Source organism: Candidatus Frankia alpina (assembly GCF_902806485.1).
GTDB lineage: Bacteria > Actinomycetota > Actinomycetes > Frankiales > Frankiaceae > Frankia > Frankia alpina.
This window is the reverse complement of the sequence record NZ_CADCWT010000148.1, coordinates 1-12,598: the sequence shown is the minus strand read 5'-3', so window position 1 is coordinate 12,598 and position 12,598 is coordinate 1. Positions and strand designations below refer to the sequence as shown.

The window sequence follows — 12,598 nt, the reverse complement described above, 5'->3', positions numbered from 1 at the left end:
CACCAGATCGCTTGAAACCACAACTCAACGACACCTAACAAAGCCCTACTAGGCCGGCTTGTCTCGAACAATCTTCCGCACGACCGCCGCGAGGTTGTGCTGGTCGTCCAGGGGCAGCCGCTGGAGCAGCTGCCGCACCCGACCGGTCACATCGTGATAGACCTTCATCGCGACGGCCGTGCCCTCGTCGGTGAGGGTGACCTGGGTGCCCGTCGGTCGTTGGGGTCCCTGGTGCGGACGACCAGGCCCCGTTGTTCGAGTCGGTCGACCAGATTGCTCAGGTTCGACTTCTCGACGTGCAGCAGCCGGCCGAGCTCGGTCATGCCGACCGACCTGCGGAGGATGACTGCGCAGACCAGCTCGACCTGCTGCTGACTGAGCCTGTCCTCGCGGCCGGTGTCGGCGAACAGGTGCAGGACGTGATGTGACAGGTCGACCAGCGCCTCGGCCAGCCCCGCGTCCTGAGGCTGCGCGCGGATACCGGCCGCGCCGGTCGTTGCTGTCATGTGTCGGGGCCCCCAGGCTGATGGACGGTCTGCGGCTGTCGACAATCGTAACCGGTCGGCCATTTGTTGATCTTTTGCTGGCGGCAGGCCGGTGCGCGTCTCCAGGTTGGCCCCCGGCCAACGATCGGGCGGCGAAAGGAGTCAGGCGGCCCGCTCCTGCCTGCCGTTCTTCTGCGCCGAGTGACCATTCGACCCTCGGGCCGCAGGATTCTCCTGCGGTTGAGTGAACCCATCAGTTAGTCAGCGGCGCAGCCATGCGGGAAACATGGCCATCGATCCCGGATCGGGCCACTCCTGCGAAAGGGAGACCTCTGATGAGTATCTACCAGGATATTGGTGGTGCGAAGGTCGTGAAGGCCGCGGTCGACGAGTTCTACGTTAGGGTGTTGGCCGACCCGGACCTCGTATCGTTCTTCGAGGGCCGGGACCTGGCCAGCCTCAAGGCAAACCAGCGGGAATTCATCGGCTCAGCGCTTGGCGGCCCCGAGATCTACCAGGGCGGGGCAATGGCTTCGGTCCACGCCACCCTCGGAGTCACCGGCGTCAACTTCGACGGGGTGGTGGGCCATCTGCTCGCGGCATTCGCCAGCGTCGGCGCCCCGACCGAAGCCGCCGGCGAGATCGCCGCTGTTCTCGGCCCGCTGCGCTCCGACATCGTCACCGCCTCGTAGCGGCCGGTCCACGGCGGAACAAGGGGCGCCGCGGACAGGCTGGGGGAGAAACCCACCGCCGGTCAGTCTCGGCTGAGGTGCTCGGTGCCCGTGGGTTCACCGCCGGCCTCCGACGGCGCCGGGCGTCAGGCGCCGTCGATCTCGTCCCAGCCGTGCCCCCGGTCGTAGGCGGCCTTGAGCTCGCCCGACAGCCGCGGCCCCCGCTCCGGCACGGTCAGCCCGTGCTCGTCGGCGTGGTCCCGCAGCCACGCGCGGACCTCGCTGACGGACGTGCTCTGGTGGGGGCGACGGATCTTGGCCTGGGCGGGCGCCGGACGGCTCGCCTCGCCTCGGATCTCGGGTGTTGTGATCGCGTCGTTCTGCTCCACCGCCGTCCACGCCGTATCAATCTTGGCGTTGCGGGCGACATCGACCGTCTCACCGTATTCCGCGTACTCGCCGAGTACGGACGCCACCTCGTCGCGGCATTCGTCGCACAGATCCAGCCTGACGAGTCTTCCGTCATACGCCAGAGCCGCCGTCTGTGTCGCCGCGACCTTGTCCTTGGCGTGGCGGCCGGCGTTGTCGCACCACACATTTATGAGCGAAATTACCTCGCGCGCCATCAAGGTCGCCTCATTTCTTGTCCGGATGCCCACTATTCGGGCTTTGATGCCAGCTTAGTGGGGTCGCAGACGCCTGGCAAATCCCGTTTCCCGTGACGTCGCAGGCCGGCCGCCGGATTCGACGCGGCCGCCGACCGATCAGATAATCCACTATGGATGCATGCGGCAGGCCTATGCCCGATAAACTCTGCCCCGGATCACGGCCTGTGTAGCCTTATCCCGCTCCGGCGGCCGCCTGCCCGGCCCCCGCCGTCACGTGTGGCGGGCCGAAGGGGTAGGCATACAGGGGTGAGCACACCCGAGACGGCCGAGTTCCCGGCCTCCCACCGCGACCTGCTCGACTCTCCCCTGACCGCCGTCTTCGTCACGATCGGCACAGACGGCCGGCCGCAGGTGACCGCGGTCTGGTACCTGCCCGACGGACCCACGATCAAGGTATCCATGATCAGTAATCGGCGGAAGCTGGTGAACCTGCGGCACACCCCGGTGGCCACCCTGTTCCTGATCGACCCCGCGAACCCGGGGCGCACCCTGGAGATCCGCGCCGACGTCGAGCTTGTCCCCGACCCGGACAAGACCGTCCTCGCCCGCATCACGGACCGCTACAACGTCGACTTCGCCCGGTTCAGCGCCCTGGACGCAGAGCGGACCACCGCCGTGCTGCATCCGCGGCGCGTCGTCGTCCTCGGCTGAGCGACCAGCCGCCCCCCACGCTTCGGCAATTGCTGGAGGTTGGTGACCGTCCAAGTCGGGCGCATGGCCATGCAACCTCCAGCAGAGTGACCACGTGACCTCGCTTTGCTGGCGGGAAAGCCCCGACTACTGATCTTTAATGCGCGATGCCGGTCGATGGATCATGATGATGGTTCCACGGCCGATCCGGTGATGGCGAAGTACCTCTCGGGCAGATCGGAACGGTGCCGGACCGGCCCGCGGACGGTTCCCGGCCGGCGCACAACCCCGCCTCCGACCCGCCCCCGACCGGTGATCAAGGTGTTCCGTGGAACCGCGTCGCGGTCGTCACTGTCGCTGCTGCCACGTCTGCACGGTTCTATCCCGGTCCGGGTCGGGGTCCCGGTCGGGGTTGGGGTCGGCGATTACGTTCCGTGGTCGGTGAGGGGGTCGGGAGCGGGGGTGTGCGTGGGAACGGTGCTACCTGGGTCCTTCTGTAGGGACAAACCGGACGCCGAACCCATCAGAGCGACCACATAGGCGCTCTCCCACGCATCCACCCCGAACACTCCACCGCCGCCGTCACACTCCGCGACCACTACCATGGCCGCGGCCGCGTGACACGGTCATGCAGATTCCGCGGGACCGCCCCCGACCCGGCCGCGTCCCACCTCCACCCGACGATCAAGGTGTAAGGTGTTCCGCGGAACCGGAACCGGGACTGGAACCGGGCAGAATCCACTCCAGTCCGATCCGGTGAATTAAAGATCAGTAACATTCGTCTCATCTTGGCAGGTAGGGCTCGCGACGGGTCTACGGCTTCGCCGGCCTGCAGGGACGTCGGCGCGGGCTGAGTTTTGACCCCGAGCTGCTCTACGTCGCGGCGATGTTCCACGATCTCGGTCTCGACGAGCGGTTCCGCAGCAGCGGTCGGCGCTTCGAAGTGGACAGCGCCGACGAGGCACGCCGCTTCCTGCGCGGGCATGGGATCCCCGAGGACAGCGTCCGGCGGGTGTGGACGGCCATCGCCCTGCACACCACCCCCGGCATCCCGCAGTTCATGGAGCCCGAGGTCGCCCTGCTCACCGCCGGGGTGGAGTACGACGTGCTCGGGATCGGCTACCACGACATCAGCGACGCCGACCGGGACGCGATCACCCGGCTGCATCCCCGCCCGGACTTCAAACGCCGCATCCTGCGAGCCTTCACCGACGGCATCGCGCCCCGGCCCGACACCACCTTCGGCAACGTCAAGGTGGACGTCCTCGCGCACTACCTGCCCGGCTTCCGCCGCCGCGACTTCGTCGACACCATCCTCGACTCTCCGTGGCCCGAATAGTCGGCCCTCGTCGGCTCCCACTCGGTGACCAGTCCGTCGACGTCCTCGCACAGGACGGCGAACTCGTCGCCGGCGAGGCGTCCCGCCACGTCACCGGGCCGCACGGCGTGTGACAGCCGGACGGCGGTGGTGCGGAGCAGGTCGTCGCCGGCCTGGTGGCTGAGGGTGTCGTTGCTCGGTTCCACAGCGCGGCCGGGTCGCTGGCCACCGAGGCGACGGAGGCCACCCGGCCGCCGGGACCGGGGATGGGCACGAGATGCATGCCGAGGCGGCGGCCGAACAGGGCACAGGCGGCCGTGTTGGCCCGGCGGATGCGGTGATCCCGCACGGTCGCCTCGATCACCACGAGGTTCAGGATCTCGATGAGATCGGGCCGCGCATCCTCGGGCATGACTGCTTACCCATCTACCAGTTACCCATCTACCAGCAACCGCTGTCAGGCTCCGTCGCACCCGAAGCATCTGAATGTAAGTGGTTGCGTGCAATTGGTGATGATCTGGTGGGGGTTTGGAGATGGCCGACCGGCGATCCGGGTCAGCTGGACGGATCCTGGCGGGTGTGCAGGTAGCGGCCGAGCGCCATGACGGGCCACAACAGCCGGTAGCCGTGGTAGTTGAGGTAGAAGTAGCCCGGGAAACCGGTGCCGGTGAACAGCTCCTCGTCCCAGCCGCCGTTGGGGCGCTGCTGCTCGGTGAGCCAGCGGGCCGCGCCGGCCAGGGCGTCGGCGTGGACGCCGCGGGGAACGCTGCCGTGGACACCTGCGTGGTCGGTGGCGAGCAGGCCGAGCATCGCCCACGCCGTCTGCGGGGGCGTGGAGGTTCCTCGGCCGGACCAGGCCGGGTCGGAGTAGGAACGGACGTCCTCGCCCCAGCCGCCGTCGGAATTCTGCCGCGACAGCAGCCACTGCGCGCCCGCCCGCATGGCAGGATGGGTCGGCGGGAGCCCCGCGGCCTGCAGCGCGGGCAGCACCGAGCCGGTGCCGTAGACATAGCTGACGCCCCACCGGCCGTACCAGGATCCGTCGGTCTCCTGGTTGCGCAGCAGCCAGTCGACGCCGCGCAGGGTGCGCGGGTCGCGGATCCGTCCCGTCTCGCAGAGCAGTTCGACGACATGCGCGGTGACGTCGGCGGACGACGGGTCGGTGAGGGCGCCGAAGTCCGCGAACGGAATCTGGTAGACGAGGGTGCTGACATTGTCGGAGTCGTACGCCCCCCAGCCGCCGTCGCGGGACTGCAGTGCGAACAGCCAGGTCGTCGACCGCTCGACGGCGGCCTTGACCGCCTCGTCCGCCGCGGGGCTCAGCCGCTTGAGGCGGTGCACCCGGTGCAGCGCCAGGACGACCTCGGCGGTGTCGTCGGTGTCGGGGTAGGCGTCGTTTTCGAACTCGAAGGCCCAGCCGCTCGGCGTGACCGTCGGATGGATGATGGCCCAGTCGCCCCCGCGGTGCGTGACCTCCTGGCCGAGCAGGTAGTCGGCGGCGAGCCCCAGCGCCGTCGCGGGCGCCGCGGGCTGCGCCGGGGCGTCGTCGGACGCGGCCCGCGGCGTGGGCAGCGTGGGACGGCGTGGACGGCGCGTCGGCTTCGGTGTCGAGCCCGGCGTCGGCCAGGGCGAGGACGGCCAGCGCCGTGTCCCAGATCGGGGACTGGCAGGCTTCGATCATGCGCGAGCCGTCCTCGCGGTGCACGGCGTAGGCGTCGAGCGAGCGCAGCGCGGCGGCGAGGACGGGATGATCGAGGTCGTAGCCGAGCAGGCGCAGCGCGATGACCGAGTAGACGGCGGGCGGCTGGATTCCGCCGAAGCAGCCGTCCGCCTCCTGCCGGGCGATGATCCAGCGTTCCGCGGTGCGCAGGGCGTGGCGGCGCAGTGGCCCGATCGGGTGGCGGTGGTAGCGGTGCAGCGCCGCGTCCAGCCGGAGGAAGAAGGTCTTCGCCGCGCTCGGCCGGCCGCGTCCCAGGAGCCGCAGCGAGGCGCGCAGGCCCCGCGGGTTGCCGGCGGGGGCGACGGGGACCACGGCGGTGCGCAGCTCGTCCAGGTCGAACGGCGCCGGCAGCTGGGGGCGCTTCGCCGAGACGACCGTCAACGGGACGATGGTCTGGCGGGCACAGGAGGCGAACGAGTAGATGTTCAGCGGTGCCTTGGGCGGCAGGAACATGATCTCGGGCGGCAGGACCGGCAGCTCCTCCCAGCGCCACCAGCCGAACAGCGCCAGCCAGATCCGGGTGAACACCCGCGTCGCCGGGATGCCGCCGCGCTCGCGGATCCACGCGGCGCTGCGCCGCATCGACTCGTCGTCGGGGGAGTCACCGGCGAGCCGCAGGGCGATGTAGGACTCGACCGTGGTGGACAGCTCCCCGGGGCCGCCGAAGAACGTCGGCCAGGAGCCGTCGTCGAGACGCCGGGAGCGAATGTACTTCGCGGCGGCCTTGGACTGCTCGGCGGTGCGGATACCGAGGAACTCCCGCAGCAGGAGGTCCTCGGCGTCCATCGTCGGGTTGGTCTCCAGGTCGAACTTCCACCATCCGTGGGAGTCCTGAAGGGAGAGCAGATGTTCGGCGGCCCGCCGGACCGTCTCCCGTAGCCCGGGGATCGGCTCGTCGGCGGCCGCCGACGACGCGGTCGCGGTCGTGCGCTCGTGGGCGTGCGCTTGCTGGGGCAGGGTGGCAGTGCGCCCGGTGTTGGGGGCGTGCTGGGTGCCATCCGCGAGGTCGACATCGCAAAGCTCGAGGTCAGGCACGGTGTGCGGAGTTCCTTTCGACGACGAGGCTGTCCAGGCAGATCAGGGCGTTGGCAACGAGGTCCGCCGGATCGGTGCTGTCCGAGGCGCACCAGGCGCGGACGGCAACCTGCACGGCGGCGAGGAACGCGAACGCGGCCAGCGAGGCATGGAGGTCCGTGCGCGGCTGCGGGCCGCCGGCGTCGTCGCCCTCGACGAACTCCAGCGCGAACCGGTCGCCCAGGGCGACGATCCGGTTCTGCGCCGCCCCGGCGAGCGCGGAGGCCTTGCCGATCGGCAGCAGATGATCAGTATAGTGGCGCAGCGACTCCCCGTCCGGGGACATGATCGTCCAGGCGTCGAGGACCGCGGCGCGCAGCGCCGTGAGCGGCGGCTCGTCGGCGGGACGCCGGCGCAGGGCCGTCAGGGTGAGCTCGCCCATCTCGTCCAGCGGCGCGAGGGCCACCTCTTCCTTGTTCGCGAAGTAGCGGAAGAAGGTGCGGACGGACACCTCGGCGCCGGCCGCGATCGCCTCGACGGTGGTCGTGTCGTAGTCGTTGACATGGAAGAGGGCGTGAGCCACGTCGATGATCGACTGCCGCGTTCGGCGTTTCTTGCGTTCCCGCAAGCTCTCGGCCTGCTGCTCCGGCACCCCGCGACCGCCCGCTGACTCTTGTTGCCCCAAACCGACATCTCGGAATATATGGCACGAACTGCCACATGGCAAAGTATGCCTACTGCGCCCATGTGACAGCAACCACGCAGTGGCAAGCCGGTGGTGCGTTGCGGGTCGGACGCGATGGCGGCGTCGCCGCGGCGCGAGGGGCGTCGGCGAGGCGGGCGGTGGGTTCGGTGCACGGAACAGTCCTACCCTGGGCTCCCGGGGGGGCAGGCATAGGCGACCGCCGGTAACGCCTGAACCGCCCCGGGTTCCTGGAACCCGGGGCGGTTCACTCGCCCACGTGAGTCGCGTTCTTATTCCTTGCGCTTTGCGTGCTGCGTGTGCGCGTCGGCGAGCTCCGGCGTCGCGTGGTAGTCGATGAGGCCGACGACCTCCGGGTAGTGCAGGTCGAAGGCGGGCCGCTCGGAGCGGATCCGCGGCAGCGTCTTGAAGTTGTGCCGCGGCGGCGGGCAGGACGTCGCCCATTCAAGCGAGTTGCCATAGCCCCACGGATCGTCCACCGTAACGATCGGACCCTTCCGGTACGACGACCACAGGTTGTACAGGAACGGCAGGGTTGACAGCGCGAGTATGAAGCTGCCAACAGTGGCGATGGTGTTCAGCGTGGTGAAGCCGTCTGCCGGGCTGTAGTCAGCGTATCGGCGCGGCATGCCCCTGACGCCGAGCCAGTGATCCACCAGGAAGGTCGTGTGGAAGCCGACGAACATCGTCCAGAAGTGAATCTTCGCGAGCCGCTCGTTCATCATCCGGCCGGTGACCTTCGGGAACCAGAAGTACACTCCGCCGAAGCCGGCGAACAGCAGGCCGGCGACGACGTAGTGGAAGTGGCCGACGACGAAGTAGCTGTCCGAGACGTGGAAGTCGATCGGCGGGCTGGCCAGCAGGACACCGGTCAGACCACCGAACAGGAACGTCACCAGGAAGCCGACGGCAAACAACATCGGTGCCTCGAAGCTGATCTGCCCGTGCCACATCGTGCCGATCCAGTTGAAGAACTTGACCCCGGTGGGCACCGCGATGAGGAACGTCAGGAAGGCGAAGAACGGCAGCAGCGCCGCGCCGGTGACGTACATGTGGTGCGCCCACACGGCGATCGCCAGTGCCCCGATGCCGATGGTCGCGTAGACCAGTCCCTTGTAGCCGAACAACGGCTTGCGGGAGAACACCGGGATGATCTCCGTGATCATCCCGAAGAATGGTAGGGCGATGATGTACACCTCGGGATGCCCGAAGAACCAGAACAGGTGTTGCCAGAGGATGGCACCGCCGTTGCTCGCGTCGAAGATGTGCGCGCCAAATCGGCGATCGTACTCCAGGGCGAGCAGTGCGGCCGCGAGTACCGGGAAGGCGATCAGCACCAGGATCGAGGTCACCAGCAGGTTCCAGCAGAAGATCGGCAGCCGGAACATCGTCATGCCGGGCGCCCGCAGGCAAAGGATCGTCGTGATGAAGTTGACCGCGCCCAGGATGGTGCCCAGACCGGAGACGGTCAGGCCCACCACCCACAGGTCACTGCCGACGCCCGGCGAGTAGGCGGCGTTCGACAGCGGCGCATAGGCGAACCAGCCGAAGGAGGCGGCACCGTTCGGCGTAAGGAAGCCCGCGGTGACCGTCAGGCTGCCGAACAGCCAGAACCAGAACGACAACGCGTTCAGCCGTGGAAAGGCCACGTCAGGCGCGCCGATCTGCAGCGGGACCAGGTAGTTCGCGAACGCGAACGCGATCGGCGTCGCGAACATCAGCAGCATCAGCGTGCCGTGCATCGTGAACAGCTGGTTGTACTGCTCGTTGGAGATGTACTGCAGGCCCGGCCGGGTGAGCTCGGCCCGCATGAGCATCGCCAGGACTCCAGCGAACGCGAAGAATATGAGCGAGGTGATGAAGTACAGCAGCGCGATGTCCTTGTGCGACGTCGTCCGCAGGTACTGCAACAGGGTTTTCATAACCCTGGGCGGGGCCTCGTCCACCGGTGGGTCCGTGTGCCCGGCCGGCGTATCGTGCACAAGTGTCACATTCCGCTCCCGATGGTGTTGCCGCTGCCGAGCGGTGGCGCGCGTGGTCCCGGCGTCGGGTGTCACGACCGCCGCCAGGCAGTCCACAATGAATGTGTCGTTGCCGTCGGCGGGGACGGGCCCGGCGGATAGACGGCCCCGCGCCCCGCGCCGCGCGGCTCGGCGTACCGGCCGAGGTACCTGCCGACACTGGTCAAGGTATCCGCGCACGGGTTGCCGCGCCCCGGCCTGACGTCCCGAATTTCAGGGGCACTCCGGCACCTGGACCGAAAGCAGAACGTCCTGCCCCAGGCAGTCCACCATTGGGCGAATCACCTTCTCGACCGGGGTCGCCGCCACAGCGAAGGTTGCCCTGGCCATCAGCCTGAGCGGGGGGCTTTGCGTTCGGCATCCCGGTGGGTCTTCCCGAGCTCCGCGCATCACTCGTCGAGATGGCTGAGGACTCCGGGAAAAGCCTCAGCGCAAATGCGAAGGGGAGTTCGGCTGGGTCCAGAAAGGCGTGCGCCCGCGAGGACGATGTTCCCTCGGAGGGGCTGACCGCTGCGGTCAGCAGGTGGACGTGGCGGGCCGGCCGGCGAAACGGTCGGTGAGGTAGGCCGTCGCATCCCCGACCCGGTACGACGCCGCATCGTGGTCGTCGTCGTTGTTGTAGGGCCGCCATGTCACGTCCACGCCTGCGGCGCAGTAGGTGCGGGCGAGCGTCCCGGCCTGATCGAAGGCGACGACGGTGTCCTTGCGGCCGTGGTAAAGGAAGACGGGTACGGTCGGCGGCGTCCGGCCCAGGGAGTTCTCGGTCAGCCGGGCCCGCCACTGGGGTGCGCGCAGCAGGTCGACGGTCAGGATGTCGCGGATGTGCTTTCCGGCGAAGGCGGGAAGGGCCTCCTTCAGGCAGAGTGTCTGCAGCCGGTCGAGGTCGGCCCGAGCCGGCGGGACAACATGGTCGTTCAGCCGCAGCTCCGGGTAGGCCGCATCGAGTCCGAGGGCCGTCATGAAGACCACACCCGCCCAGGCGGCTCTGTCCACCGTCTCGCTGACTTTGGGGGGCCCTCGGAACGCCCGACGCTGTACGTCGGTGTCCCGGGGGTGCCTGATCCCTCGTAGTCGGTCGCCGCCATGACCCAGCCCTTGCCCGCGGCCAGCGCGAAGTCGTCGATCCAGGCGTCGGTGCCGGCGGCGAGCAGTGATCATCTCGGATACCGCGTCTGGCCGACCTGATGCGTCGGTGGACAGGTAGAGCTGGCGTTTTTGCATAAGGCCTGACGCCGGATCCGCTTAGCCTTGCCCGAAGTAGTGCCCGTCCTTCAGGTCCTCGATGAGGCCCGGATGCGCCGGTTCCCACTCGAGCATCTTCCGCGTCACCTCGCTGGAGGTCGGGTTGTCCACCCCCACGAACGCGCCGAGGAAGGCGAAGCGCTCACCGGTGTCGGAGGCGGCGATGCTGGCCGTAGGTACGCCAGCCCCGTGCCCGATGGCGGTCGCGATGTCACGGAAGGGGATGCCCTCGTCCGCGACCGCGTGCAGCCGGCTCCCGGCCGGGGCGCCCTCCAGGGCCAGCCGGTACACCCGCGCCGCGTCGAGCGTGTGCACCGAGGGCTACCGGTTGGCCCCGTCCCCCACGTACCCCGACACGCCGGCCTGCCGGGCGACGCCGATCAGGATGTGCGCGAAGCCGTGGTGATCGAGCGAGCTGTGCACGATCGGAGGTAGCCGGACGATCGACGACCGCACGCCGCGTTCGGCGAGCCCGATCACGAAGTTCTCCGCGTCGACCCGCGGACCGCCGAGAGCGAAATCGGCCTCGGTGCCCGGCCGTCCGGTGATGCCCGCGAGGGTGAGCATGAGCGTGCCGGAGGAGGTGACGAGCGGCCTGCCCGTCCCTTCGAGCGCCGAGGCGAGCGCCGTGATGGCGGCGAAGTCGGCGGCGATCGCGGCGGGGAAGTTGCCGGCCCCCATCAGGTCGTGCTTGAAGGCGAGGTGGATGACGCCGTCGGCCGCCCCGGCGGTCTCGCGCAGCCCGTCAAGATCGTCCAGGTCGCCCCGCCGGACCTCGGCGCCGGCGGCGGCGAGCGCCTCGGCCGAGCTGTCCGAACGCGCCAGCCCCACAACCTGATGCCCAGCCTGCAGCAGCTCGGGCACGACCGCCGAGCCGATGTGCCCGGACTCGCCAGTCACGAAAACACGCATGGGAAACCCTCCCGGAACAAGTGATATCACCTGGTGTCATCACCATAGCACGGTCATGACACCAGGTGACATCAGCTAGTCTTGTCGCTATGGGCAGATGGCAGCCGGATGCGCGAGCGCGGCTGCAGGAGGCGGCCTTGGCCCTCTACGGCGAGCGCGGGTACGAGGAGACGACCGTCGCGGAGATCGCGGAACGCGCGGGGCTCACGAAGCGAACGTTCTTCCGGTATTTCACGGACAAGCGCGAGGTCCTGTTCTGGGGCTCGGAGCTACTTGAGCAGCAGATGGTGGCCGCCATCGAGGCCGCCCCCGCGTCCGCCTCGGCTCTCGGCATGATCGGCGCGGCGCTGGACGCCGCCGCCGTCCGGTTCGAAGAAGTCCGCGAATTCGCCGGCCCGCGGCACCGGATCATCGCCGCCAGTCCCGAGCTGCGGGAACGCGAGCTGATCAAGGCCGCGTCATTGGCCGCCGCCATGGCACGGGCCCTGCGCGCACGGAGATTCGGTGACACCGCCGCCGTCCTCGCCGCCCACACGGGCACGACCGTCATGCACGTCGCCTTCGAGCAATGGGTCGACGACCCGAACCAGACAGCGTTTCAGCAGATCGCCAGGGATGCCCTGGCGCAGCTCCGGGAGATCGCCTCTACCGGATAATTCACAACCACGCATCCCGAACGGGCCGTGGACAGACCCCGGCGGACGGCGGCCCTGGATGCCGCCGACGCCGGTGTGCATCCCGGCCGTATCGGATTAGTCCATCGAAGGGCGCTTTCGCCCCTTGTTCCCTCACTCCTCTCAGAGGAGGGTTGCTCCCTCACTTGGAGGAGGGATTGTCTCCCTGCGGGGGAGGCTTCACTCTCGTGACGCCGCCTAACCTCCGGAGTGACGGTCGTCATATTTGCGATGACTCCGGCCAAGGAGGCTCTCGTTGGGACGCATGCCGCATGACGTGATGTCGCACGAGCTCAATCTGCTCTGGCAGTCGATCTTCACCTGGGTGAGCTGGGCCATCGCGCTCGCGATCTACTTATGGCGCAAGGAGCGGACGCCGTTCTATCTCTGCGCGGTGCTCGCGGCGGGCGTCGCGGCGTTCGCCGAGCCGCTGTACGATGTCGGCTTCGACCCGTGGTTCTTCGACGCGGACAGCGGCGGCGCCCCTGGTGCGATGTGGTCGCATTTCAGCGCCTTCGGTGTTGTGCAGCCCAATCGGTC

Annotated in this window: 11 protein-coding genes and 4 pseudogenes; 5 read left to right on the top strand and 10 right to left on the bottom strand. The window is 68.6% G+C overall.

The features are described 5' to 3' along the window. Positions 1-164 precede the first annotated feature (164 nt). Complete coding sequence (locus tag G6R25_RS15670; RefSeq protein WP_205447152.1) at positions 165-506, bottom strand: MarR family winged helix-turn-helix transcriptional regulator; 342 nt, start codon at positions 504-506, stop codon at positions 165-167. 314 nt (positions 507-820) lie between these two features. On the opposite strand from G6R25_RS15670, the gene G6R25_RS15665 reads away from it, so the two are divergent. Further along, complete coding sequence (locus tag G6R25_RS15665; RefSeq protein WP_163553547.1) at positions 821-1,177, top strand: group I truncated hemoglobin; 357 nt, start codon at positions 821-823, stop codon at positions 1,175-1,177. A 125-nt stretch (positions 1,178-1,302) separates the two neighbouring features. On the opposite strand, the gene G6R25_RS15660 is transcribed toward G6R25_RS15665, so the two are convergent. Next, positions 1,303-1,782: a hypothetical protein gene (locus G6R25_RS15660; RefSeq protein ID WP_235948616.1), complete on the bottom strand. Its 480-nt coding sequence runs from the start codon at positions 1,780-1,782 to the stop codon at positions 1,303-1,305. 288 nt (positions 1,783-2,070) lie between these two features. On the opposite strand from G6R25_RS15660, the gene G6R25_RS15655 reads away from it, so the two are divergent. Then, on the top strand, positions 2,071-2,475 hold the full coding sequence (locus tag G6R25_RS15655; RefSeq protein WP_163553546.1) for a PPOX class F420-dependent oxidoreductase: 405 nt from the start codon (positions 2,071-2,073) through the stop codon (positions 2,473-2,475). Positions 2,476-3,268: 793 nt separating this feature from the next. Beyond that, positions 3,269-3,793 (top strand): annotated as a pseudogene (locus G6R25_RS15650) (HD domain-containing protein); the annotation flags it as partial. Positions 3,794-3,825: 32 nt separating this feature from the next. On the opposite strand, the pseudogene G6R25_RS15645 reads toward G6R25_RS15650, so the two are convergent. The 8 genes and pseudogenes from G6R25_RS15645 to G6R25_RS31645 all read right to left on the bottom strand — a co-directional run. Continuing rightward, positions 3,826-3,966: pseudogene (locus G6R25_RS15645) on the bottom strand (diguanylate cyclase domain-containing protein); the annotation flags it as partial. Positions 3,967-4,327: 361 nt separating this feature from the next. Further along, positions 4,328-5,260 carry a prenyltransferase/squalene oxidase repeat-containing protein gene (locus G6R25_RS27410; protein WP_235948620.1) on the bottom strand — a complete coding sequence of 311 codons (933 nt, stop codon included), beginning with the start codon at positions 5,258-5,260 and terminating at the stop codon, positions 4,328-4,330. Between the two features lie 265 nt (positions 5,261-5,525). Continuing rightward, positions 5,526-6,527: pseudogene (locus tag G6R25_RS27405) on the bottom strand (squalene--hopene cyclase); the annotation flags it as partial. After that, a complete protein-coding gene (locus tag G6R25_RS15635) occupies positions 6,520-7,158 on the bottom strand; it encodes a TetR/AcrR family transcriptional regulator (RefSeq protein ID WP_163553545.1) in 639 nt (212 codons plus the stop codon). The pseudogene G6R25_RS27405 and the gene G6R25_RS15635, both read right to left, overlap by 8 nt. Before the next feature lie 323 nt (positions 7,159-7,481). Next, positions 7,482-9,200, bottom strand: a complete 1,719-nt coding sequence (gene ctaD, locus G6R25_RS15630; protein WP_163553543.1) for an aa3-type cytochrome oxidase subunit I — start codon at positions 9,198-9,200, stop codon at positions 7,482-7,484. A gap of 546 nt (positions 9,201-9,746) precedes the next feature. Next, positions 9,747-10,223, bottom strand: a complete 477-nt coding sequence (locus G6R25_RS15625) for a lipase family protein (RefSeq protein WP_235948612.1) — start codon at positions 10,221-10,223, stop codon at positions 9,747-9,749. A gap of 249 nt (positions 10,224-10,472) precedes the next feature. Beyond that, positions 10,473-10,787: a Rossmann-fold NAD(P)-binding domain-containing protein gene (locus G6R25_RS31650; RefSeq protein ID WP_207634306.1), complete on the bottom strand. Its 315-nt coding sequence runs from the start codon at positions 10,785-10,787 to the stop codon at positions 10,473-10,475. Between the two features lie 6 nt (positions 10,788-10,793). Then, positions 10,794-11,384 carry an NAD-dependent epimerase/dehydratase family protein gene (locus tag G6R25_RS31645; RefSeq protein WP_336501616.1) on the bottom strand — a complete coding sequence of 197 codons (591 nt, stop codon included), beginning with the start codon at positions 11,382-11,384 and terminating at the stop codon, positions 10,794-10,796. A gap of 137 nt (positions 11,385-11,521) precedes the next feature. Here G6R25_RS31645 and G6R25_RS15615 point away from each other — a divergent pair, with 137 nt between their 5' ends. Together G6R25_RS15615 and G6R25_RS15610 are read left to right on the top strand one after the other, a co-directional pair. Next, positions 11,522-12,040, top strand: coding sequence for a TetR family transcriptional regulator (locus G6R25_RS15615; protein WP_235948609.1), 519 nt, complete (start codon positions 11,522-11,524; stop codon positions 12,038-12,040). A gap of 283 nt (positions 12,041-12,323) precedes the next feature. Beyond that, positions 12,324-12,598: pseudogene (locus tag G6R25_RS15610) on the top strand (hypothetical protein); the annotation flags it as partial.